This is a genomic window from Microbacterium bandirmense (assembly GCF_037204185.1).
Lineage (GTDB): Bacteria > Actinomycetota > Actinomycetes > Actinomycetales > Microbacteriaceae > Microbacterium > Microbacterium bandirmense.
The window spans coordinates 41,480-63,676 of record NZ_JBBDGM010000006.1 but is presented as its reverse complement, the minus strand read 5'-3'; the positions used below and the strand labels follow the sequence as shown (position 1 = coordinate 63,676).

General features: G+C 67.8%; 30 protein-coding genes and 1 tRNA gene. 25 read left to right on the top strand and 6 right to left on the bottom strand.

What is annotated here, in order from left to right; translation table 11 throughout:
- Window positions 1-58: 58 nt before the first annotated feature.
- On the top strand, window positions 59-880 hold the full coding sequence (ku, locus tag WDU99_RS08410; RefSeq protein ID WP_337332004.1) for a non-homologous end joining protein Ku: 822 nt from the start codon (window positions 59-61) through the stop codon (window positions 878-880).
- A 1-nt stretch (window position 881) separates the two neighbouring features.
- Here the strand turns inward: ku and WDU99_RS08405 are convergent, their stop codons facing one another.
- Complete coding sequence (locus tag WDU99_RS08405; RefSeq protein ID WP_337332003.1) at window positions 882-1,646, bottom strand: DedA family protein; 765 nt, start codon at window positions 1,644-1,646, stop codon at window positions 882-884.
- Between the two features lie 115 nt (window positions 1,647-1,761).
- Window positions 1,762-1,843 (bottom strand) — tRNA-Leu (locus tag WDU99_RS08400).
- Window positions 1,844-1,968: 125 nt separating this feature from the next.
- Between WDU99_RS08400 and WDU99_RS08395 the strand changes: the two genes are divergently transcribed.
- The 5 genes from WDU99_RS08395 (at window position 1,969) to WDU99_RS08375 (ending at window position 6,083) form a co-directional block, all read left to right on the top strand.
- Window positions 1,969-3,129, top strand: coding sequence for a TadA family conjugal transfer-associated ATPase (locus tag WDU99_RS08395; RefSeq protein WP_420063993.1), 1,161 nt, complete (start codon window positions 1,969-1,971; stop codon window positions 3,127-3,129).
- Window positions 3,126-3,983 carry a type II secretion system F family protein gene (locus WDU99_RS08390; protein ID WP_337332001.1) on the top strand — a complete coding sequence of 286 codons (858 nt, stop codon included), beginning with the start codon at window positions 3,126-3,128 and terminating at the stop codon, window positions 3,981-3,983. Before WDU99_RS08395 ends, WDU99_RS08390 begins: the two co-directional genes overlap by 4 nt.
- Window positions 3,980-4,858: a type II secretion system F family protein gene (locus WDU99_RS08385; RefSeq protein ID WP_337332000.1), complete on the top strand. Its 879-nt coding sequence runs from the start codon at window positions 3,980-3,982 to the stop codon at window positions 4,856-4,858. Before WDU99_RS08390 ends, WDU99_RS08385 begins: the two co-directional genes overlap by 4 nt.
- Before the next feature lie 138 nt (window positions 4,859-4,996).
- The gene (locus WDU99_RS08380; protein ID WP_337331999.1) at window positions 4,997-5,695 is read left to right on the top strand and encodes a hypothetical protein; all 699 of its coding nucleotides are present in this window, start codon (window positions 4,997-4,999) and stop codon (window positions 5,693-5,695) included.
- A 229-nt stretch (window positions 5,696-5,924) separates the two neighbouring features.
- Window positions 5,925-6,083 (top strand): hypothetical protein, encoded by a 159-nt coding sequence (locus WDU99_RS08375; RefSeq protein ID WP_337331998.1) that lies wholly within the window; start codon window positions 5,925-5,927, stop codon window positions 6,081-6,083.
- A 4-nt stretch (window positions 6,084-6,087) separates the two neighbouring features.
- Here the strand turns inward: WDU99_RS08375 and WDU99_RS08370 are convergent, their stop codons facing one another.
- Both WDU99_RS08370 and WDU99_RS08365 read right to left on the bottom strand, forming a co-directional pair.
- Entirely contained in the window at window positions 6,088-6,279 is a 192-nt protein-coding gene (locus WDU99_RS08370) for a zinc finger domain-containing protein (protein ID WP_337331997.1), read from the bottom strand.
- Window positions 6,280-6,372: 93 nt separating this feature from the next.
- Entirely contained in the window at window positions 6,373-6,645 is a 273-nt protein-coding gene (locus WDU99_RS08365; RefSeq protein WP_337331996.1) for a hypothetical protein, read from the bottom strand.
- Window positions 6,646-6,815: 170 nt separating this feature from the next.
- Here WDU99_RS08365 and WDU99_RS08360 point away from each other — a divergent pair, with 170 nt between their 5' ends.
- Both WDU99_RS08360 and WDU99_RS08355 read left to right on the top strand, forming a co-directional pair.
- Window positions 6,816-7,904 carry an adenine-specific methyltransferase EcoRI family protein gene (locus tag WDU99_RS08360; RefSeq protein WP_337331995.1) on the top strand — a complete coding sequence of 363 codons (1,089 nt, stop codon included), beginning with the start codon at window positions 6,816-6,818 and terminating at the stop codon, window positions 7,902-7,904.
- A gap of 2 nt (window positions 7,905-7,906) precedes the next feature.
- Window positions 7,907-9,007 (top strand): HNH endonuclease family protein, encoded by a 1,101-nt coding sequence (locus WDU99_RS08355; protein WP_337331994.1) that lies wholly within the window; start codon window positions 7,907-7,909, stop codon window positions 9,005-9,007.
- Between the two features lie 35 nt (window positions 9,008-9,042).
- On the opposite strand, the gene WDU99_RS08350 is transcribed toward WDU99_RS08355, so the two are convergent.
- The gene (locus WDU99_RS08350; RefSeq protein WP_337331993.1) at window positions 9,043-9,906 is read right to left on the bottom strand and encodes an AbiJ-NTD4 domain-containing protein; all 864 of its coding nucleotides are present in this window, start codon (window positions 9,904-9,906) and stop codon (window positions 9,043-9,045) included.
- A 588-nt stretch (window positions 9,907-10,494) separates the two neighbouring features.
- Between WDU99_RS08350 and WDU99_RS08345 the strand changes: the two genes are divergently transcribed.
- The 16 genes from WDU99_RS08345 (at window position 10,495) to WDU99_RS08275 (ending at window position 19,714) form a co-directional block, all read left to right on the top strand.
- Entirely contained in the window at window positions 10,495-10,716 is a 222-nt protein-coding gene (locus WDU99_RS08345) for a hypothetical protein (protein ID WP_337331992.1), read from the top strand.
- A complete protein-coding gene (locus WDU99_RS08340; RefSeq protein ID WP_337331991.1) occupies window positions 10,716-12,767 on the top strand; it encodes an AAA family ATPase in 2,052 nt (683 codons plus the stop codon). The genes WDU99_RS08345 and WDU99_RS08340 overlap by 1 nt, the downstream gene beginning before the upstream one ends.
- A 233-nt stretch (window positions 12,768-13,000) precedes the next feature.
- Entirely contained in the window at window positions 13,001-13,228 is a 228-nt protein-coding gene (locus WDU99_RS08335; protein ID WP_337331990.1) for a hypothetical protein, read from the top strand.
- Window positions 13,225-13,569, top strand: a complete 345-nt coding sequence (locus WDU99_RS08330; RefSeq protein ID WP_337331989.1) for a hypothetical protein — start codon at window positions 13,225-13,227, stop codon at window positions 13,567-13,569. Before WDU99_RS08335 ends, WDU99_RS08330 begins: the two co-directional genes overlap by 4 nt.
- Window positions 13,570-13,659: 90 nt before the next feature.
- Window positions 13,660-14,037 carry a hypothetical protein gene (locus WDU99_RS08325; RefSeq protein ID WP_337331988.1) on the top strand — a complete coding sequence of 126 codons (378 nt, stop codon included), beginning with the start codon at window positions 13,660-13,662 and terminating at the stop codon, window positions 14,035-14,037.
- Between the two features lie 73 nt (window positions 14,038-14,110).
- Window positions 14,111-14,506 carry a hypothetical protein gene (locus WDU99_RS08320; protein ID WP_337331987.1) on the top strand — a complete coding sequence of 132 codons (396 nt, stop codon included), beginning with the start codon at window positions 14,111-14,113 and terminating at the stop codon, window positions 14,504-14,506.
- A gap of 74 nt (window positions 14,507-14,580) precedes the next feature.
- Window positions 14,581-15,363 carry a WhiB family transcriptional regulator gene (locus WDU99_RS17270; protein ID WP_420063992.1) on the top strand — a complete coding sequence of 261 codons (783 nt, stop codon included), beginning with the start codon at window positions 14,581-14,583 and terminating at the stop codon, window positions 15,361-15,363.
- A 102-nt stretch (window positions 15,364-15,465) separates the two neighbouring features.
- Window positions 15,466-15,741 (top strand): hypothetical protein, encoded by a 276-nt coding sequence (locus WDU99_RS08315; RefSeq protein WP_337331986.1) that lies wholly within the window; start codon window positions 15,466-15,468, stop codon window positions 15,739-15,741.
- Complete coding sequence (locus tag WDU99_RS08310; RefSeq protein WP_337331985.1) at window positions 15,738-15,956, top strand: hypothetical protein; 219 nt, start codon at window positions 15,738-15,740, stop codon at window positions 15,954-15,956. The genes WDU99_RS08315 and WDU99_RS08310 overlap by 4 nt, the downstream gene beginning before the upstream one ends.
- A gap of 12 nt (window positions 15,957-15,968) precedes the next feature.
- Window positions 15,969-16,304 (top strand): DUF4314 domain-containing protein, encoded by a 336-nt coding sequence (locus tag WDU99_RS08305; RefSeq protein WP_337331984.1) that lies wholly within the window; start codon window positions 15,969-15,971, stop codon window positions 16,302-16,304.
- Window positions 16,301-16,465, top strand: coding sequence for a hypothetical protein (locus tag WDU99_RS08300; protein WP_337331983.1), 165 nt, complete (start codon window positions 16,301-16,303; stop codon window positions 16,463-16,465). The genes WDU99_RS08305 and WDU99_RS08300 overlap by 4 nt, the downstream gene beginning before the upstream one ends.
- Window positions 16,462-18,093 (top strand): recombinase family protein, encoded by a 1,632-nt coding sequence (locus tag WDU99_RS08295; protein WP_337331982.1) that lies wholly within the window; start codon window positions 16,462-16,464, stop codon window positions 18,091-18,093. Before WDU99_RS08300 ends, WDU99_RS08295 begins: the two co-directional genes overlap by 4 nt.
- A gap of 106 nt (window positions 18,094-18,199) precedes the next feature.
- Complete coding sequence (locus tag WDU99_RS08290; protein ID WP_337331981.1) at window positions 18,200-18,385, top strand: hypothetical protein; 186 nt, start codon at window positions 18,200-18,202, stop codon at window positions 18,383-18,385.
- Window positions 18,386-18,388: 3 nt separating this feature from the next.
- Window positions 18,389-18,796, top strand: coding sequence for a TadE/TadG family type IV pilus assembly protein (locus WDU99_RS08285; protein ID WP_337331980.1), 408 nt, complete (start codon window positions 18,389-18,391; stop codon window positions 18,794-18,796).
- Between the two features lie 7 nt (window positions 18,797-18,803).
- On the top strand, window positions 18,804-19,271 hold the full coding sequence (locus WDU99_RS08280; RefSeq protein WP_337331979.1) for a TadE family protein: 468 nt from the start codon (window positions 18,804-18,806) through the stop codon (window positions 19,269-19,271).
- A complete protein-coding gene (locus tag WDU99_RS08275; RefSeq protein WP_337331978.1) occupies window positions 19,268-19,714 on the top strand; it encodes a pilus assembly protein TadG-related protein in 447 nt (148 codons plus the stop codon). The genes WDU99_RS08280 and WDU99_RS08275 overlap by 4 nt, the downstream gene beginning before the upstream one ends.
- A gap of 22 nt (window positions 19,715-19,736) precedes the next feature.
- Here the strand turns inward: WDU99_RS08275 and WDU99_RS08270 are convergent, their stop codons facing one another.
- Window positions 19,737-20,960 (bottom strand): MFS transporter, encoded by a 1,224-nt coding sequence (locus WDU99_RS08270; protein ID WP_337332181.1) that lies wholly within the window; start codon window positions 20,958-20,960, stop codon window positions 19,737-19,739.
- A 74-nt stretch (window positions 20,961-21,034) separates the two neighbouring features.
- On the opposite strand from WDU99_RS08270, the gene prfB reads away from it, so the two are divergent.
- Window positions 21,035-22,144 (top strand): peptide chain release factor 2, encoded by a 1,110-nt coding sequence (prfB, locus tag WDU99_RS08265; RefSeq protein WP_337331977.1) that lies wholly within the window; start codon window positions 21,035-21,037, stop codon window positions 22,142-22,144.
- Window positions 22,145-22,197 lie beyond the last annotated feature (53 nt).

Here is a 22,197-nt window from a genome sequence, read left to right as displayed (position 1 = left end):
TCCCGGCCGAAAGCGCAAGCCCTATGCGTGACCGGTGCGACTGGTGTTCACTGGGGGCATGAGAAGCATCTGGAAGGGCGCATTGACCTTCGGGCTCGTGAACGTGCCCGTGAAGGTGTATTCGGCTATCGAGGACCACGATGTGCCGCTGCATCAAGTGCACGATGAGGACGGCGGGCGCATCCGCTATCAGCGCGTGTGCGAGGTGTGCGGCCAGACGATCGCGTATGCGAACATCGACCGCGCGTACGTCGACGACGACCAGACGATCGTGCTGACCAAGGACGACCTGGCCGCGCTCCCGGCGGAGAAGAGCCGCGAGATCGACGTCGTCGAGTTCGTGCCCAGCGAGCAGGTGGATCTTCTGACGCTCGACAAGGCGTACTACCTCGAGCCGGACTCCAAATCGCCGAAGGCGTACGTGCTGCTGCGCAAGACGCTCGAGCAGACCGATCGCACCGCCATCGTGCGGTTCACACTGCGGCAGAAGACCCGCCTCGCGGCCCTCCGCGTGCGAGGCGACGTGCTGGTGCTGCAGACCCTGCTGTGGGCCGATGAGGTTCGCGAGGCGTCCTTCCCCGCACTGGACGAGGACGTGACGATCAGCAAGAAGGAGCTCGAGCTGTCATCCTCGCTCGTCGACAGCTACTCCAGCGACTTCGACCCGGAGTCGTTCGTCGACGAGTACCAGAAGGAGCTGCGCACGCTGATCGACGCCAAGATCGAGGCCGGCGAGGGCTTCGAGGTGTCCGAGACGTTCGCCGACGAGGGGGAGGGCACCGGCGGCGAGGTGATCGACCTGATGGAGGCGCTGCGCGCCAGCGTCGAGCGGACGAAGTCCGAGCGCAAGGACGCATCGCGCAAGAAGGACGCCGGCTAGCTCAGGAGGATGACTGGGTGGGCGTCGGCGCCGTGGGGGCGGGCGGTGCCGACACCTCGGATGCCGGTGCCGCCGCTTCCGACGCCTGCGCTCCCGCATCGGCGGCTGCTGCCTCTGCGGCGGCCGCCTTGCGGGCGCGGTGTCGCTCGACGAAATAGTGCCAGGCCGTCACGATGATGGTGCCGCCGACGGCGACGAGCAGGATCAGGTCGATGTAGTCGACGACGAACTCCGACACCCACGGGATGTACGCGATGAGGTAGCCGAACATCGTCAGTCCGAATCCCCACAGCAGCGCGCCGATCAGGTTGTAGAGCGAGTAGCGCTTCCAGGGCATGTGCCCGACGCCCGCGGCGACCGGCGCGAAGGTGCGCACGATCGGCACGAAGCGCGCCAGGATGATCGTGATGCCGCCGAACCGCTCGAAGAACGCATTCGTGCGCTCCACGTTCGCGCGGCTGAACAGGCCCGACTCCTTGCGCTCGAACACGGCCGGCCCGCCCTTGTGTCCGATGAAGTAGCCGACCTCGCCGCCGATGAACGCGGCCAGTGCGATCAGCAGCGCGACGACCCAGATGTTCACGCCGAAGATGTCGTTGGTGTGCGTCAGCAGGCCCGAGATGATCAGCAGCGTGTCGCCGGGCAGCAGGAAGCCGACCAGCAGACCGGTCTCGGCGAAGACGATGAAGCACACGACGAGCAGGGCCCAGGGGCCGGCCGCATCGATGATCACGGCGGGGTCGAGCCAGTCGGGCAGGATGCCCATCGGAGGCTGGATTGCGGAGTGGAGCAAAAGGGGGAGTCCCGTCGTTCACGGTCGGCGGTGCTGCTGTTGCGCGTGTGGGCCCGTCACAGCCCGGCGGGCCGATTACGGCCACGTGTGCGGAAGGTGGGACTTGAACCCACACACTCGAAAGCACAGGAACCTAAATCCTGCGTGTCTACCAATTCCACCACTCCCGCGCACGGATCAGTCTAGTGGCGGGCAGAAGTTCGCTTCCCGTTGATCTGCTGTCAATTCGGGGTCCGGAACACCGCCTGTGGATAACTTCTGCGGCGGTGCGGCGCGTTCTGCCAGGATGCGTCACGTGAGTCATCCGTCCCTTGTGGTCGCCGAGAGGGTGCGGCGTCGTCTGCGCCTGGAGCACACCGACCCGTCGTCGCAGCCCGAGGAGGCGCGTCGAATCGCGCAGACCGAGGTGCGCCGTCACAACGACCACGCGCTGCAGCGCGGCGAGGCGCTGATCGACGACGAGGCGGCACTGGTGCGCGACGTGCTGGCCTCCGTATCGGGCTTCGGCGCCCTGCAGCCGCTGCTCGACGACGACACGATCGAGGAGATCTGGCTGAACGGACCCGACCGCGTGTTCGTGGCGCGCGGTGGCAGCACCCAGCGCGTCGACCTGTCGCTGACGGATGCCATCGTGCGCGACCTGGTCGAGCGGATGCTGCAGTCGACCGGCCGCCGGGTCGATGTCAGCCAGCCCTTCGTCGACGCGTCACTGCCGGACGGTTCGCGTCTGCATGTCGCCATCGCCGATGTGGTGCGCGGCTCGTGGGCCGTGAACATCCGCAAGTTCCTGCCGCAGCACCGCACGCTCGACTCCCTCATCGCACAGGGCACGATGCCGGCCCGGCTCGCCGAGCTGCTGCACCGGGCGATGCTCGACGGCAGCAGCGTCATCGTCTCGGGGGCGACGCACGCCGGCAAGACGACGCTGCTGGGCGCACTGCTGGCATCCGTCGCCGCGCAGCAGCGCATCATCACGGTCGAGGAGACGTTCGAGCTCGCGGTCGACGGTCCGGACGTGGTCGCACTGCAGGGCCGTCAGGCCAGCCTCGAGGGTACCGGTGAGATCACCCTGCGGCGCCTGGTCAAGGAGGCGCTGCGGATGCGGCCCGACCGCCTCGTGGTCGGCGAGGTGCGTGACGCCGAGGCCCTCGATCTGGTGCTGGCGCTGAACACGGGCGTGCCGGGCGCCGGGACCGTGCACGCCAACTCCGCCGCTGAGGCCCTCGAGAAGCTCGCCCTGCTGCCGCTGCTGGCGGGCCGGAACATCGACCGGGGATTCATCGCCCCGGCACTGGCCACGTCGATCTCGTACGTCGTGCACTGCCGTCGCGAGAGCGACGGGTCCCGACGCGTGACCGAGGTGATCGCGCCGACCGGCGAGGTGGTCGACGGTCGCATCATCACCCGATCCGTATACGCGTCCGACGCGGCGCATCGGGTGGAGGAATGGGTATGACCCTGCTGGTCGGTGCACTGCTCGGCGCGGGGCTGCTGCTGTGCGCATCGCCGTGGCTGTGGCCGCCGCGCGCGCAGGCGGAGAAGCCCGCGGGCCGCGGCCGATTGCGCCGGCTGCTCGACGAATCCGGGCACGCACGCACCGCGACGCGCACCCTGGTCGTCGTGATGCTCGCGTGTGCCCTCACCGGGGCATCCCTCGTCTGGCTCATCACGACGCTGCCGGTGCTGGCGCTGCTGGCGGCTCTTGCCGCAGCCTCGGCGCCGGTCTTCTACCTGCGAGGGCGCCGGCTGAGACTGCGCAAGGCCCGCCGGCAGGTGTGGCCCGACGTGTGCGATCTGCTGGTCGCGGCGATCCGGGTGGGACTCTCACTGCCCGATGCCGTGGCGAGCCTGGCCGAGTCCGCGCCGCCCGCCGTGCGCCCCGCGTTCGCGGTGTTCGCGCGTGATCTGCGGGCGACCGGGCGCTTCGAGACCAGCCTCGACCGACTGAAGGAGACGCTGGCCGACCCGATCGCCGACCGCATCGTCGAGACGCTGCGGATGGCACGACAGGTCGGCGGCATGGAACTGACCGGCGTGCTGCGCGCGCTGTCGGGCTCGGTGCGCGCTGATGCGGCGCTGCGCGGCGAGGTCGAGGCCCGGCAGTCGTGGATCCGCGGTGCGGCCGTGCTGGGATCGATCGCACCGTGGGTGATCCTCGCGCTGCTCGCCATGCGCCCCGAGGGGCGTGAGGCGTACGCCAGTGCCGCCGGTGTCACGGTGATCCTCGTCGGGGCGGCCGTGTCGGTGGTGGCGTATCGCATCATGCTTCGCATCGGCAGGCTTCCCGAGCCGGAGCGGTGGTTCGGATGACCATGATCACCCAGGTCGCCCTGGCCGTGCTGCTCGGCGGTGCGTTCGCGCTGGGTGTGATCGGCATGCTCTCGGCCCTGCCGCGCTGGGGAGCCCTGCCGCTTGAGCGCCGCATCGCGCCGTACGTGCGCGACGTCGTCCCCGACGAGATGCTCCCCTCGGGTGTCCTCCCCTCGGTAGGTGCGATGCCCGTACACGGCCGTCGTCTGTGGGCGGGTGCGAAGGCGCGGTTCGAGCGGATGCTGGGCGGCGGAGACGCGCTGTCGCTGCGGCTGGCGCAGGCCGGCAGTGCGCAGGGCGCGGCCGCGTTCCGGGCCCGTCAGCTGGCCTGGGGCGTCGTCGGGCTCGTCGCCGGAGCGCTGCTGCTGATCGTGCTGGCCGTCACCGACCGGATGACGCCGCCCGCCGCGCTGCTGCCGATCCTCGCCGCGGCCGGCGCCGCCGTGGCCTACGACATGCAGCTCACGGCCAGGGCGAAGTCCCGGCGGGCACGACTGGCCGATGAGCTGCCGACCACGCTCGAGTTCCTGGCACTGTGCCTGTCGGCGGGGGAGTCACTGCTCGACGCCCTGCGCCGCGTGTCCGACATCGGCACCGGCGAGCTGACCGACGAGCTCAAGCAGACCGTGCTGGCCGTGCACACCGGTTCACCGCTCGCCGACGCCCTCGGCGAGACCGCCTCGCGTCTGCAGCTGCCCGGCCTCACCCGCGCGGTCGATCAGATCGTCGCGGCGCTCGAGCACGGCGCCCCGCTGGCCGCGGTGCTGCATTCGCAGGCGTCGGATGCCCGGGAAGAGGCCAAGCGGGTGCTGATCGAGCAGGCCGGGCAGAAGGAGATCCTGATGCTCGTCCCTACTCGGTGGGCTTGCATCTAGCCCCGTCGCCCCCCTCCCCAAGTTCCCGTTCGAGGTCGCGCTTCCGCGCGCCGCGTAGACGGTACAGACCCCGGTCTGTCAACCGTCAGACCGGCCCGCCCAGGGGCGAGAGCCCCGTCCAGGGAATCGAGAAACACAATGGCAGTAAACAAGTCGGCCCTCGTGGCCGCAATCACGAAGTTCCGCGCCGACACCGCTACGGCGGTGAAGTTACACGACCCGGAGCGCACGAACACCGCGAACACGAAGCGGAAGCACCTCGGCGTGATGGAGGCCCGTGCGGAGCTCCTCAAGTCGCTCCCGGCGGAGCCCGAGGCCCCGAGGGCCAATCGGGCGTCGGTCATCGCGGGGCTCACCCCCACGACTGCCGACCAGGTCGCGGTGCAGGCGCGGGAACTGGGGATCGTGGACCGGCTCATCGCCTCGGGTCGCACACTGGCGGAGGTCATGCGCGGGGCCAGCCCCGAGCGCCTCGCGGCAATCGCCAGCAACGCCGAAGTGATGCCCGAGGTGCTCCGCTCGGACGACCCGGTGGCAGTCGTAGCGAGCATCCACGAGCGGGTGTTCGAGGCGCTGGTCGAGGTCGGCCACCCGCAGGCCACCATCGCTCGGGACGCTCAGGCGCAGTTCGACGAGCAGGCCGCGTGGCGCGAGGTGGTCAAGGACATCATCGAGGGTGCGCAGACCGGCGCGGGGCTCACCGCGCTGTTCAAGGCCGACCACGAGGGGTTCGAGGCGCTGATGGCGTCGAACACCGAGCCGGTGGTGAACGCGGACACGGCGGAGGCCGTGCGCAAGCTCGACCAGACGTTCAAGGTCGGCCCGCACGCCGCGTGACAGACCCGCCGGGGTAAGCGCCCTACCGCTCCCCGGTACAGCGACAGGCCCTCGGTATCGCTTCGGCGACCGGGGGTCTCGTCGTATCCGGGCGGCGCGAAGTCACGGAGGCCTCTCCCGCGTCCTGAGAGCGCCGGGACCCCCACGAATACCGGCGAGGCCGTCCGAGGTCAAGGAAGCCCCCACGGGAAGCCGCGCGCACCTACTCGCGCCTGCGTAGGCTGGCGGGATGGACGATCTGGAGCGGCAGAGGGAACTTCGGCGGGAGCGCGACCGGCTCCTCGACGTGCCGAATTGCCCGGAATGCCTACACCGCATGGAGCCCGCCGAGGTCGACGACGACCTGATGTGGCTCTGCCGAGAGTGCGGCGCTTCCCGGTCGGCCTAGCGGGCTAGCTCTGCGCCTGCCCGTCAGCGAACCCCTGTTCGTAGCCGAAGTCCATGCCCTGCCGGAAGAACTCTCCGCTGACCGCGTTCCGCGCGCCGTGATTGGACGACGCCTCCGCGCCAGACGATGTGCGGCAGCGCTCGCCAGGCTGTGCCCCGCAGTAGTCGCATCCGACCTTCAACGTCAGATCACTCATTGCCATCCCCTTACTGATCAGCTCGCTGACAGCTTACGAGCACGGCGCGGGCGTGCGGCAGATGACCTGTTTCCGACTCCGACCAACGCACCCCTACAGGTTGTCCTTGAGCCACTTGTTCAGCTCGTCGGAGAGCCCGTAGGTGGCCCACCCCTTACCGCCGACTCCGACGACCACCACATCGTCGTTCGAGTCGATGTGCTGCTTGATCCCGTCGCGTAGCTGACCAGCCGTTAGCGACGTGGCGACGAAGAAGCTGCTCTTGAGTGGCTTGGCCCAGCCGTTGTGGGACTTCAGGTACTCGATCAGCTTCGTATAGTCCTGACCGGATTTGTTGAGGTCGTAGTTGACCCAGTGAACCGCCATGTATGCCTCCTCGGGTACGCGGGAGCGGACGGGAACAGGCTATGTGCGGCCACCGACATTGACGCGGGGGCGACGCGACCAGCGGCTACGACTCAACGTCCGTGCCCGCCCGTAGGATCGAGGCGACGCCGGGAATCCGCGCGAACCAACTTGAGGAGTGACCCGCCACCGTGTCGAACACCGCTAATCTCACCTCGGCCAAGTCGGCCAAAGAGGACGAGTTCTACACGCAACTTCCCGATATCGAACGGGAGTTGAAGCACTACCGGAAGCACTTCAAGGGCAAGGTCGTCTACCTAAACTGCGACGACCCCCGGATGAGCAACTTCTTCCACTACTTCAGCTACAACTTCGAGAAGCTCGGGCTGAAGAAGCTCATCGCGGCCTGTTACAAGAGCCAGGACGTTGACCTGTTCAGCCAGTACGACGCAGAGCAGGCCATCTACCTTGAATACGAAGGCGACACGAGCGGGAACGGGGTTCCTGACCCCGAGGAGATCGGCATCGTGCCCCTCAAGGGCAACGGTGACTTCCGGAGCCCGGAGAGCATTGAACTGCTCAAGCAGGCCGACATCGTGGTCACCAACCCCCCGTTCTCGCTGTTCCGCGAGTATGTGGCCCAGCTGATCGAGTACGACAAGAAGTTCCTTATTATTGGGCCGCACAACGCGATCACCTACCAGGGCATCTTCCCCCTCATCCAACAGAACAAACTCTGGCTCGGCTACGGGTTCCAGGCTGGCAACGCCTACTTCGCCATTCCGAGGGATGCCGACTATGCCAAGGGCGTCTACGACCCGGCCACCGGTCTAGTGAAGTTCCGTAACGTCACGTGGTTCACAAACATGGACATCTCGAAGCGGCATGAAGAGCTGGTGCTCTACAAGACGTACAGTCCGGATGATTATCCGGCGTACGACAACTACGACGCAATCGAGGTAGGCAAGACCGTTGAGATCCCTGCGGACTACGACGGCGTGATGGGTGTGCCCATTACCTTCCTCGACAAGTACAACCCCGATCAGTTCGAGATTGTCGGCATTGCGAAGGCCCCGATGGGCAAGCCCAGCAAGATCTACCCGACGCAGACCCAGGTGAGCAGCAAGGGCGTCCGGAGCACAGTAAAGAAGCTGAACGATGGTCCCGCGATGAAGGTAGACGAGCCGCCGCACGGAAAGACCTACTACGAGGTCGCCGGGGAGAAGTACGTGCAGTTGTACGCCCGAATCCTGATCCGCCGCAAGGGAGCCACGGCATGAAGATGACCATCGAGCACACCAAGGTCACCGTCCGCGAACTCACGGAAGACTACGAGGACAACGCTGAGGCCGGAGTCGTCGGGTACGCGGGGAAGCTGGACATCCGCCCGCCGTACCAGCGCGAGTTCGTCTACAAGGACAAGCAACGCGACGCCGTTATCGACACCCTCATCAAGGGCTACCCGCTCAACGTGATGTACTGGGCCGTGCGCGACGACGTGCCGGACGGCGACGAGCGCGTCTACGAGGTGATGGACGGCCAACAGCGCACCATCAGCATCTGCCAGTACGTAGACGGTGACTTCGCGTTCGAAGGGCGTTACTTCCACAACCTCCAGCCCGACGAGAAGGACCAGATCCTCGACTACGAGCTGACCGTCTACCTATGCTCGGGCCCCGCCAGCGAGAAGCTCGCGTGGTTCGAAACGATCAACATCGCGGGCGAGGAGCTCACCCAGCAGGAGCTTCGGAACGCGGTGTTCGCCGGTCCGTGGGTGTCGTCCGCGAAGGGCTATTTCAGCAAGAGCGGCTGTCCGGCCTACGGGCTCGGGAGCAAGTACGTTACGGGTGAACTGAACCGCCAGGCGTACCTGGAGACCGCGATTAAGTGGATCAACGACGGTGACGTCAAGGGGTACATGGCCACGCACCAGCATGACGCGAATGCCCTCGACCTGTGGCTCTACTTTCAGAACGTGATCACGTGGGCTGAGGCGACGTTCCCTGTCTACCGTGCGCCGATGAAGGGCGTGCCGTGGGGCGAGCTCTACAACGCGCACAAGGGCGCGACCTGGGACGCGGCGACGCTCGAAGTTGAGGTGGCGCGGCTGATGCAGGACGAGGACGTGACCCGTAAGAAGGGCATCTACTCGTACGTGCTCGATGGCCAGGAGAAGCACCTCAGCATTCGGGCGTTCACACCAAACCAGAAGCGCGAGGCGTACGAGCGGCAGAAGGGGATCTGCCCGTTCTGCAAGGAGCACTTCGAGTTCACGGAGATGCACGCCGACCACATCAAACCGTGGCACAAGGGCGGCAAGACCGAGGCGGCGAATTGCCAGATGCTCTGCATCACCGACAACCTCAGCAAGGGCGGGAACTAGCGGCTTCCCGCCGGGACGGGCGCTCCTGCTGGAAACTACTTGAGCAGACCGGTCTTCCTGCCCTCCTCGGTGAGGTAGGACACGAACGCCGAACAGGTCTTGAGCATGTACGCGGCAAGCGCCTGGTCGGCGTCCGCTGCGTCGATTCCGCCGTGGCGGATTCCGTCGTCATCGGAGGTCCAGCCGTACATCTTGATCCACGCGCTTTTGAGGGCGGGGTGGATCGTCAGCCCGGCGGCTTCGAGGTCGGCCAGACCCTTGCTGAGCTCGCCCTTGCCGGTGACCTTCTTGACCACTGCCTCAACCGCAGAAATGGACTCCTTGATCGAGTTCGGGTAGTCGGGCTTGTCCCTGTCGGCAAGAAGCTCCGTCGCGCGTTCGAGGCTGTGACGAGCGCCCGCGATTGACGCCACGTCCTCGATTGCCGCGTTGATCGCGTCCGCCTCCGCGCTGGTGTCGACGGGGGTCAGTTCCTGACCGATGAAGCGGTACCCGACCAGGAAGTGTTCAAAGCGGTTGTTGAACGCTTCGGTGAAGGTCTCATCCAGGGTCCGTGTGTACTGCTCCGCGTAGCGCTTGAGGTACTTGACGGTCTCCTCGATTAGGTCGAGTACGTCGAACCACTCAGCCTCCATCACGGTCTTCTTGATGAGGCCCCAGACCTGACCCTCGCCCTTCATCTCGTCGCGGGGCTTCTTGAACTCCCAGGCCCACACTGATGTGAGGAGGTTCTTCGCGGTGTCGTTGTCCCAGTTCGACCGCCGCCCGGCCTCGTTGAGGATGTCGCGGAGCACGACGAACGTGTTCCAGAGCTCGGTGCGAGTCTCGACGTCGAGGTCGTCTGTCTGGGTGATCGTGCGGGTCGCGCGTTTGCCGACCCGCTCCGCGAAGGAAGCCATGGACTCAGATTACTGAGGAGGCCCGACGCTCGCCGGGAGGGGCGTCGGGCCCCGCGATGACCAACACCATCCCGCGCGAAAATCTCAGCATCCCGGAGAGCTCGCCGTAGTGCGACACGTCGAGCCGGGATTCCTCCCACCGTTGGCCCGATGTTTGGATTGGAGGGTCGAACGGCGCACTCCGAACGACATCGAGACCCCCGGCTGATGCCCAGCGCGGGGGTCTCGTCTTACCCGTGACAGAGCGTCATCGTGGACGATCTACAAACGCCCGGACGGGGCGAGAGACCCGCCGCGCTGTAGAGGGTCACAGTCTTGTCGTACGTCACTTGTGGCGACGTACCACGCCATGTTCGACTGGACTTGTTCAGCCGAGAGGCCGGACAACAACTGAAGACGACATCCGGTTCCTGGTTTGGGCCGGACGGTGAGCATCCCTACAACGCACACCGAATCCCACTGAGGGTGGAAGGTTCAGACGGCATTCTGAATCCGGCGGCAACGCTTCCCCTCCCCGCAACAGCGGGTTCGGATTCGGGGTGCGTTTCGTCGTCTTGACGCACTCCTCACCCGAAAGGGGAGTGCGCGGTGGCTACACCGACCACACACTGGGAAGCTCAGCAGCTTCCGCCCGAGAACACCAGCCGCCTTCTGACGCTGCTGTTCGGACCGGAGGCCGAGCCTGCCCGGGAGGCAGACGACGCGACACCGCCGGACTGCGGCCTGTGGGCCTCGTTCGACCGTCTCGACGCTCATCTCGCGCAGTTCCACGCCGAGGCCGTCGCCCGCGAACTGTCGGGGGTGGCCTGATGGTGAAGGCACCCGACTACACGCTAGAGCCGAGCGGGGCAGAGAATCCGGCGCTCGCCTCCGCGCTCAACTGGAGCGAGCGGGGGTGGCCGACGTTCCCGCTCCGTCACAACGACAAGACGCCCGCGATTCCCAACGTGCATAAGGGCGAGAAGGACGCGAGCGGCAAGCCGGTCAGGTGCGACGGTCGTTGCGGCAAGTTCGGCCACGGAGTCCTCGACGCCACACGCAGCGCCGACGCCCTCGGGCGGCTGTTTGCCTCGTATCCGACCGGCAATGTCGGCGGGGCGGCGACGGACCGGGTGATCTTCGACCTCGACGTGCAGCACGACGCGAAGCGCCTCGACGTGTTCCCGCCGACGAGGGAGCACCTCAGCGGCAGGGGCAACGGCAACGTACACCTGATCTACCGAGTCGGGGGCACCCTCGCCCGACAGATCAGGCCCGGCGTCAACGTCCTGGGCAAGGGGATCGACATCCGCGCTGGGGCAGGTTCCTACGTCGTCCTGCCGCCGTCAAGGCACCCGGACACGGGCAAGCCCTACACGGTCGCAAATCCGGAGGTGCCGGAGCACGCCCTGACCGATGACGACGTGCGCGCGATCTGGTCGGCATACGGCGTCCAGCTCCCAGGGGAGCGGAAGGCACCCGACGCAGCCCCCGAACGGCCCTCCCGTAACACGGAAGCGGCAGGCGGTCTCTTCGCCCAGTCCGAGGCCGTCAGGTTCCTCCTCGACCCTCCCGCGCGAGGGCAGGGCATCACCAACGACGCGCTCACTAAGGTCGCGGGCTACTACGCCCGTCTGCACCGCGAGGCCCGCGAACTGTACGACTACCACGTCAACGAGTGGATCGCGAAGGTCGACCCGTCCTACGAGGACAAGGCCAAGACGGTCGAGTCGGTGTGGAACTCGGAGCACTCGAAGGAGGGGGAGCGCGCTCGCCGCATCGAGGAACGCGTCGAGGCCAAGATCATCGAACATGAGGCCAAGGCGCTGTTTACCCGCGCGCTTGCCGAGCTCGAACCCGCCGAGCCGTTCGACGCGGGCTCGCTCGCGGAGATCCTCGCGCGGCCCGACTCGACTCGCTTCCGTGTCGATGGGCTGATCCTCGCAGAGGGGTTCACCACCGTCGTCGCCGCACGCAAGACCGGCAAGACGACGTTTAACCTGAACCTCGCGGATGCGCTGCTCACCGGGCGCGACTTCCTCGGGCGGTTCCCGGTCGAGCCTGTCAAGGGTCGCATTGCGCTGCTCAACTTCGAGGTCGCGGCGAAGCAGGTGGCTCACTGGGCTCACCTCGTCGGCGTCGATCCCGAACGGTTCGACATCGTGACGCTCCGGGGACGCCGGAACCCGCTCCTGCACCCGCAGGACCGGGCCGACCTCGCGGCGTACCTGCGCCAGCGCGAGGTCGAGTTCTTGTTCGTGGATCCGCTGAGTCGTGCGTTCTACGGCGACAACGGCAACGACAACACGCAGATGCAGCGATTCCTCTCCGACCTCGACACCTTCGCCCGCTCTGAGGCCGGCGCGACCGACGTGGTGCTGAACGTCCACGCGGGATGGAACGCCGACCGCTCACGCGGTGCATCAGCCACGGAGGACCACCCGGACTCGATCATCTGGCTCAAGCCCGGCGACCGGGAGAAGGGCGACAAGTCCACCTACATCGAGGCGAAGGGCCGCGACGTGGACGTGGAGGAGATGCAACTGGCATTCGACCCGTCGACATACCGGCTCTCGCTGACCGGCGAGGGGTCGCGGCGCGAGGTGAAGCAGGCGCAGAAGCGGAGCGACCTCGAACCGGAGATCCTGCGACTCGTCACAGCGGACCCGGGCATCAACTCGACCGTGGTCGGCAAGCGGCTCAAGGAGAGCGGCAACAGCTTCCAGAAGGGGGCCGAGAACGACGCCCTCAAAGCGATGCGATTCGCGGGCCGGATCGGGTGGCGAAAGGGGCCTAACAACGCCTCGCTCTGGTACCCGCCGGGCCACCCCGACGCGGAGACCAAGACACCTCTCGCGGGTGTCGATGAGGAGGAGTTCTGATGCCGGTTCCCCCGAGTTCCCCCACACCCGGTTCCCCCGAGTTCCTCCGAGCCGGCGAGCCCCGTCACGACGCGGTTCCCCCGAATTCCCCCGAGTTCCCCCACGAGGTTCCCCGACCAGTTCCCCCGCCAACTTTAGGAAGGCGGGGGAGCGGGGGAACCCACGGGGGCACCGCCGACAACAACCAATCATCCCTGCCCTCCGAGGCCCACGCGCGCGAGAGGAGCGCCGACATGAACACGATCCCGACCGGCCTGCCGGACTGGCTCACCCCGCACGCCGAGGAGGTGGCCGACTGGGGGCCGACGTCCGCAGCGCGTGAGTGCTGGGTGGCCGAGTGCCATCGCGATGCGCACCTGCACGGACTCTGCAAGACCCACCACCGCCGTGCACAGCGCGCATGGAACCCGCGACCCGCCGACGTTCCCAAACAGCACCGGTCGGAGAGGAGCGGCGCATGAACGAGCAGCGCGACGTTATCGAGCCCTCGCACGCGGGCGCACGCGAGGACGGAAGACGGGCTGAGTCGGAGACCGCCGAGGGCGTGGATGTAATCGACCCTTTGCGCGCGCCCGCGCGAGACCTGCACGAGACCTGGCGCTCGGATGCGACGAAGACGCCCGGCCAGATCGTGGCCGAGGAGGGCGTCGACCGCAAGGAGGCCACGCGTCGGGTCCGCTGGGCACGACGACAGCAGAAGCGCATGGACGAAATGGTCGCCGTCATCGAGGAGCTCAACGCGAAGCGCCTCGCCCGCAAGACAACAGCGGGGCGCACGTCCTCGCTGGAAGCCGGGTCATGAGCGCCGTGCGCAGTAGGGCGCGATCGCCACCGTGCGGCCCTGCTTCCGACCACACGACACCAATCGCAATCGCCCAAGGAGGGCAACATCATGACCATTCTCAACCCGACGCAGATCGTTCAGCCTGTGACCCCGCCTAGCATCATGGGCACCTCGCAGGATGAGCAACTGCAACGCCTTCGCGAACTCGCACGCGACGTGTCGCGCCGGTTCTACGCGCATCGAGACACGACCGACGCGCTGTCGTACGTGTTCCACGACGCGGACTTCGACGCCGCCCAGCACGCCAACCAGGCCGCGTACCTCGTCGCGGGTGTCCTCGCCTACACGGCAGACATCTTGGAGTCGATCAACGTCGATGCGTGGCCGCTGGACGGCTCGGAGTCCAAGCAGTTCCGCAAGGGCTACCGCGCGGCGCTCGAACGGGTCGGCTCCGAGTTGCTCGACGCCATCTCGTACGCGCTCTGACTCAATCCCGCCGGGGGTCGGCGCGACCCGGCCCCCGGCACAACCTCACATCAACAGCCCTGAGGAGGACGACATGAACACCACCAACACCACCGAGACCATGACCCAGGCCGACCTCGTGCGCCTCGAAGCGCTCTACGAGGAAGCCGCCGACGCGAAGCGTGCGCCGGAGCTCGCCGTTTGGGTCCTCGCGCTCGGGCCCATCGCGCTCGACGAGCTCGTCTCTCTGCGCCGCGACCGGCTCGGGTGCGGCATCGAGTACGCCCGCATGAGCGTCATGTACGACCTCGGGCGAATCTCGGGGCTCGGGGGACCGGTCGAGTACGGCGGCGGCCTCTTCTACTTCAACGACGAGCACAAGCGCGCCGTCCTGGAATGGCTCTACAACTTCCAGGTCGCCGGGCTCGTGCGCGAGCTGGGCCGGTTCGCCGTCGAGGGCGCGTCTGATCGACGCGATGTGTCGATCTAGCGGTCTCTCGACGTGGTTGATTCCATCGACCGCCCGCGCCTGGTGGACTTCCCGCTGGGCACGGGCGGGCCGGAATGTGGGGAGTTCATCGTATGGGGTTTGCAGTCGGCACGTCCGTCCTCGCTACGGCTTCCGCTCTCACGACTTCTCCGGCGACCTCGCAGGTTGCAACCCTCCTCCCGGGCCCGACAGGCTCTGTGAGGTCGCCGGAGGCGGTACGGAAGGCCGGGGAGACCCAGCCGCGCGGTCTCACGACGGCCCAGACCGACAAGCTGATCGCCGAGGTCTTCCAATGGCATTCGCAGACAGTTGAGGCGGCGGAGGCGTTCGACGACTTGAGCCACGGCCTGTTGTTGGCTCGGGAGAAGCGGCAGGAGGTGCCCTGCCTCGGACCTGGTGCGGAGGCGTGGACGTCTGACGACGCGACAGACCAGGAGCTCGCCGCCGACCTTTGCTTGCTCTGCCCGGTGTTCGCCCTCTGCCAGCGCTACGCCGACGCGGAGGAGCCCAGCGCCGGGACGTGGGCGGGCGTCACGCGGAACAAGACCCGGGCCATCTCGGCGGAGTGGGCGGCGCGGAAGGCGCGCGGTACGACAGGTAAGGGCCGTGACCGAGCCAGTCGCCGCTCGTCCCGTGAAGGCCGACGCTGGAGCCCGGGCCAGCGTGACTGTACGTGCGGGTGCGGCGGAGTCACGAAGGGCGGCTGGTACCTCAGCGGTCACGACTCGCGTCACCTCGCGAGGCTCCGCGCCGACCTTCGCTCAAAGACCATCACCGCCGACGCGGCCCTGGCCGAGGTCGCCCACTCGGAACGCCTGCAAGCCAAACTCCGCGCCCAGCTCGGGGTACGAGAGTAGAAAAGCCCAGATGAGCCCAAGATTGTGTCGAAAACACGGGTGTGTTTTCATGGAAAACGAAGCCAGGAAAGCCCTGGTCAGACGGCAAATTGGAGATACCCCATGAACACCAAGGTCACCGCCACCCAGATTCCGCTGAACACCTGCGCCTGCACGTGCGGCGAGCCGGTCGGGCCGAAGGCGACGTATCGCCCAGGGCACGATGCGCGCCACGCCGGGATGGTCGCCCGCGCAGTGGTCGAGAACCCGAAGCAAGCCAAGGCCCTGCTGGCGACCCTGCCAAGTGACGCGCTCCGCGCGAAGGCCCAGCGCGCCGTCGCCCGTGCGACCGCCCCGAAGCCCGAACCGAAGGCCAAGACCGAGGAGCAGGCCGCGTGACCCTCGAATACGTCGATTACAACGGGGGCGTCTGGGACGCCCTCGTCCGGCAGATGACCGACGACCTCGACCTCGACTTCTACCCCGAGGGTGCGGTCCGTGCCGCCACCGAACAGTTCGAACTCGACCACGACCGCCCTGCCGACCCGGACAACGCCGACGACTACGCCGAGGTGTACGAGGTCGCGCTCGCCTGCGGTGGTTACGACTTCTGAGGAGACCCGACTATGACTGACGACCAGACACGATCCGCCGAGATTGCGGGCGAGATCGGTCAGCGCATCCTCGCGAAGCAGGCCGCAGACGCCGAGGACTGGGCCAACCTGCCCGAGAACCTGAACCCCACAGATGCGGGCGCGCAAATCGCGCTCGTTTCCGTGGCGGACCCGTACACCCGACTCGAACCGAACGCGACTGGTGAAGTGACCGGCGTGGACGACGCCGGGACCGTTCACGTCGCCTGGGACGACGGTTCGACACTCGGGCTGATCCCGGGCGTGGACCGCTGGCGGCGGATTCATCCGCGCTGGCTCCCGACCCCGATGGAGGAAGTGACCCGATGACCATGACTGCCGAAGCCACCAAGACCTGCCCGCACTGCACGCGAGACCTGCCGGTGTCGGCGTTCGCCCTCCGCAAGCGGGGCGGCGAGTCCCGGCAGGCGTGGTGCCGCGACTGCATCAACGAAACCCGCCGCGAGGCGTACGCCCGGAGGACCACATGAGCGCCAAGACCCGCGCCGCCTACTACGCCCGCGTCAGCACCGACCTCCAGGTGGACAACACTTCACTGCCGGAACAGCGCGAAATCTGCGAAGCCACGATCAAGGCGCGCGGCTGGGAGCTCGTCGGCGCATACGTGGACGAGGGACTCTCGGGCACCGACTCGAACCGGCCCGCCTGGCGACAGATGCTCCAGGACGCCCGCGACGGCAAGGTGGACGCCGTGGTCGTCGCCAAGCTCGACCGCTTCGCTCGCAAAGCCGGTGACGCGATCCGCGAGACCGACCGCCTATCCGACATGGGCGTGGACCTCGTGGTGGTCAAGGAGCAGATCGACATGAGCACCCCGGCAGGGCGCGCAATGCGAACAATGCTGGCCGGGTTCGCCGAATTCGAGCGCGACACCATCGTCGCCCGCACCGCCGCCGGTCAGCGTGCTAAGGGCCGCGCCGGAGGGTGGGCAGGCTCCAAGCCGCCGTTCGGCTGGCGGCTCGAAGGGCTCAAGAAGGACGCCCGCCCCGTGCCTGACGAGCGCGAGCGCGAAGTGCTCCGCACGATGCACCACCTGTTCGTGAAGGAGCGCCTGAGCACCGCCGAAGTGGCGGAACGGCTCAACCTCATGGGGCTTCGCCCGCGCCAGGCCGCGACTTGGCAGTACCAGACCGTCCGGCAGACAGCGACGAATCCGTCGCTGTGGACGGGGGAGACCGTCTGGGGTGCACCGAGCCGCCCGGACCACGCGCGACGGAAGTACGCCCACGTCACCAAGACGAACCGCGACGGCACCCCGAAATACGGGGACACTGTGACGGTCACCCTCGGCGAGCCGGTGTTTACGCGGCAGGAGTGGCAAGCACTCCAACGCGCCGTCAACCGTAAAGCATCGTGGACCCCCTCGGCCCCTCAGCGACAGATGCTGACCGGTCGACTGTTCGGCCCGTGCGACTTCGGCAAGCACTACGACGGGGTGGCCACGAAGAGCCGCCCGAACCACTACTACCTGTGCTCGGGCAAGCGGTACCGGTCGAAGGAACAGCCCCGGTGCTCCTGCACCCAGATCAAGGGACCGGCTATCGACGCGGCAGTCTGGGATGAGCTGGCCGCGATGCTGGCCGACCCCGAGCGGCTGGAGCGCCTCGCGCGGCAGTGGCTGGAACTGGATGACGACGCCGACCTGAACGACGACGCCCCGATGGTGGCGGCGCTCCGCAAGCAGGAGACCACCCTAGAGCGGGCGATGGGTCGCGCCAAGGACCTGTACCTCATGGCTGACGACCCCGAAGAGCACCGCGCGACGATGGAGCGCCTGCGCGGGGAGCTCGCAGACGTACGCGAGCGGCTGGAGGCGCTCGCGTCGATACACTCGCGGCGGGAGGACCAGGCCCAGCGGATCACCGACGTGGCGGCGCTCGCGGAGAGGGCCCGAGGTCGTCTGGAGAACGCCTCGGCGGCGATGCGCCGGGAGGTCGTGGAGCTTCTGGACGTGCGGGTGCTCGTGTCGGACATCGTGCAGGGACGACCCCAGGCGATCACCATTCACGGTGTGCTTGACCCCTCGATGTTCCTTCCGGCGGACGCGGCAGAACGCAAGCCAGCCGAGCAGGCAGGCTGCTGCCGCTGGTCTTCCTGATCCTCCCACTTTCCGTTCTCTTCGCGATCTACCCGGGGCTCTTCATCCTTCGTCTCGGCCTCGGCTGAGCCGCCCCCACCTTCACCTCACAGACAAGGAGCAACACATGGCGACCATCGGAAAGCTGTACCGGGCCGGGCGCAGGCTCGCCGAGGACGAGCGCGGCGACGTTCCCGGCTGGGTCCTCGTCACGCTGATGACCGCGGCCTTGGTCGTCGTGATCTGGGCTGTCGCCGGTCCCGCGCTGGTGGATCTGTTCGAACAGGCGATGTCGCGGGTCTCCGGCATCTGACCCGTGTCCGTGCGCGTGCGGCAGCCCCTCGCCGAGGAGCGGGGATCCAGTCCCGTCGAGTTCGTGCTCGTCGGGGCGCTGCTGACCGCGCTCGTGCTGGCCGTGCTGCAGATCGCGTTCGCAGTGTACGTGCGCAACGTCGTGCACGATGCCGCCGTCGAAGGGGCGCACTACGCCGCGCTCGCCGACACCACACCCGCTGAGGGCGCCGCCCGCACCCGGACGGTCATCACCCGCGCGGTGGGCACGGCCTACGCCGACGATGTCACGGTCGGCGAGGACCGCAGCCTGGGGCATCCGAGCGTGGTCGTGCGCGTGCGCACGATGCTGCCGGTGCTGGGATTGATCGGCATCCCGTACGGGATGGAGGTGGAGGCGCGTGCGCCGGTGGAGACGTTCGGTGAGGAGTGAGCGGCGGATGCTGCCGGCGCGGACCCCGCAGCGGCGGATGCTGACCGATGAGACCGGCTCGGCGGCGCTGGAGTTCATCGTCGTCGGCGTCCTGCTGCTCGTGCCGCTGGTGTACCTGGTGCTGACCCTCGGCGCGGTGCAGGAGCAGACCCTCGGCGCCGAGGCGGCGGCGCGGCACACCGCGCGCGTGATCGGGCAGGCCCCGGACGCCGACGCCGCGGCCTCCGCCGGCGACGCCGTGCTGGCCAGCGTCGTCCGCGAGTACGGGATGGACCCCGACGCGGTCGACGTGGGGATCTCGTGCCGGCCGGCCACCTCACGCTGCCCCGACGCGGGCGCCACGGTGATCGTCACTGTGCGCACGAGCGTGTCGCTGCCGTTCATGCCCCCGCTGTTCGGGCTCGACAGGATCGCGGCGATCCCCGTCGAGGCGCAGTCCGCCCAGAAGGTGTCCCGGCTGTGGGGGAGCGAATGAACCGCCCGACCGGCCTGAGTGCGCGGCTGCGCGCGCTCGCCGCAGACGACGACGGCAGCATCCTGCCGCTGATCCTCGGCTACACCCTGCTGGCGATCGCGGTCGTCCTCACCTGCGTCTGCGCCACCGACCTGTACATCGCACAGAAGCGGCTCGACTCCCTCGCCGATGCCGCCGCGCTCGCCGGCTCCGACGGCTTCGTGCTGCAGGTCGAGGGCGAGGACGTGCGCGCCGAGCTGACGGATGCGGGGGTGCGCGAGCAGGCGGATGCCGTGGTCTCCGCGATCTCCGACGGCGCCGAGCTCATCGCGGCGGGAACCCCGGACGGGGTATCGGCCCGCGTGACGGTCGCGACGACCTGGCATCCGCCGGTCCTCTCGCCGTTCGTGCCCGACGGCGTGCCCCTCGAGGCCACCGGCACCAGCCGCACCGCGCTGCGCTGAGCCCGCCGGTCGGGGCGTGCGCTCAGACGGGGCGCTTCGGCAGGTACCGCGGGGTCCAGCGCACGAAGCCGGCCGCGCCGAGCAGCGCGACGGCTCCCATCACACCGGTTGCCAGCGGCAGCGACACGGCCGCCGTGACCGCGGCGACGATCAGCGGCGCGGCCGCTCCACCCGCATCGGTCAGAGTGCGCCACGAACCCAGGAAGGCCGCGGGCTCGCGTTCAGGGGCGAGATCAGCGCCGAACGTCAGCAGGATGCCGCTGGAGAGACCGTTGCCGACGCCCAGCACGGCCGCCATCAGCGCGAACCACATGGTCGCCTCGTCGAGGTCGTGCGTGAGGGAGAGCGCGATGAAGCCGGCCCCCATCATCAGCATCGCGGGCATCGCCGCCCAGATCCGCCCGAAGCGGTCCATCACCTGGCCGCTCGCATAGAACAGCGCGAAGTCGATCGCGCCGGTCACACCGACCACCAGGGCGATGGTCGACGCGTCCAGTCCGAGGGATACGCCCCACAGCGGCAGGATCACCTGCCGCGCCGAGCGCACCGCCGACAGTGCGGCGGCCGACGAGCCGAGCCGCAGCAGCACGGCACGATACGCCCACATGGTGCGCAGCACGCCCTGCTGGTCGATCGTCGGGATCGAGCCCGTGACGACTTCGCCGGAGTCTTCGGCCACCGCCGCTCCGGTCGGCTTCAGCAGCACCGGGTTGCTCTTCTCGGGGTCGGGGCCGAACAGCACCAGTGGCACGATCACGCCCGCACACGCGAGCAGCACCCACATGCTCGACATCTCGGTGCCCGTCAGCTGAATGAGCCCAGCAGCGAGAAAGGGGCCGATGAACACGCCGAAGCGGAAGCTCCCGCCCAGAAGCGACAGCGCCCGGGCGCGAAACCGCGGTGGCACGCGGGTGGTCATGAAGGCGTGCCGCGCCAGGCCGAAGGCCGCCGCGCAGAAGCCCAGCAGGAACACCGCCGCGGCGAACAGCACCAGTGACGGTGCGAGCAGCATCCCCACGCCGGCGATCACCGAGGCGATGCCGGCGAAGACCATCGTGAAGCGCTCGCCTATCCTGGCGACGAGCACACCCGCGGGGATGTTGCCGCACAGCTGGCCGATGACCAGGGCGGATGCGACGAGCGCGGCCATCGACACGTCGGCGCCGAGCCGGGTCGCGATCACCGGGATCAGCGGGATGACCGCGCCCTCGCCCAGTGCGAACAGGACCGTCGGCGCGTACACCATCGGTCCGAACCGTTTCAGGACGCTGGCTGCACTGTCGCTCACACCATCACGCTAGCGCGATAGGCTGAACTGCCATGTTCGAACTCGATCTCTCCGCCGACATCCAGGCCCTGCGACACACCTTCGGCGACATCCGCGAGGTCGTCGACGTCCAGGGGCTCCAATCCGACATCGCGCGACTCAGCGAAGAAGCGGGGGCCCCGGATCTCTGGGACGACCCCGAGCAAGCGCAGAAGGTGACCAGCGCGCTCAGCCACAAGCAGGCAGACCTCAAGCGCGTCACCGAGGTCGAGCAGCGTCTCGACGACCTCGAGGTGCTCGTCGACCTCGCCAACGAGATGCAGGACGAGGACTCGGCCGAAGAGGCCCGTCGCGAGCTCGCCGGTCTCACCGACACGATCAACCAGCTCGAGGTGCAGACGCTCCTCGACGGCGAGTACGACGACCGCAACGCGATCATCACGATCCGCTCCGGTGCGGGCGGCGACGACGCCACCGACTTCGCCGAGATGCTCATGCGCATGTACCTGCGCTGGGCCGAGCACCATGGATATCCCGCCAAGGTGATGGACACCTCCTACGCCGAGGGCGCCGGCATCAAGTCGGCGACCTTCGAGATCACCGCTCCGTACGCGTTCGGAACCCTGTCGGTCGAGGCAGGCACGCACCGCCTCGCGCGGATCAGTCCGTTCGGCTCGGCCGACAAGCGGCAGACCTCGTTCGCCGCCGTCGAGGTCATCCCGCTGATGGAGGAGGCCACCGAGGTCGAGATCCCCGAGGGTGACATCCGCGTCGATGTGTTCCGCTCGTCCGGTCCCGGAGGACAGTCGGTCAACACCACCGACTCCGCCGTGCGCATCACCCACCTGCCGACCGGCATCGTCATCTCGATGCAGAACGAGAAGTCGCAGATCCAGAACCGCGCCGCCGCCATGCGCCTGCTGCAGACCCGCCTGCTGCTGCTGCAGAAGGAGCAGGAAGCGGCGAAGAAGAAGGAGCTTGCGGGCAACATCACCGCCAGCTGGGGCGACCAGATGCGCTCGTACTTCCTCTACGGCCAGCAGCTGGTCAAGGACCTGCGCACCGGACACGAGTCCGGCAACCCCGACCGCGTGTTCGACGGCGACCTCGACGACTTCATCTCGGCGGGCATCCGCTGGCGCAAGCGCAAAGAAGAGGACTGATCCTCACCCCGCACAGACGGGGGCACAGACCGAAGGCCCGGGAGCAGCGCTCC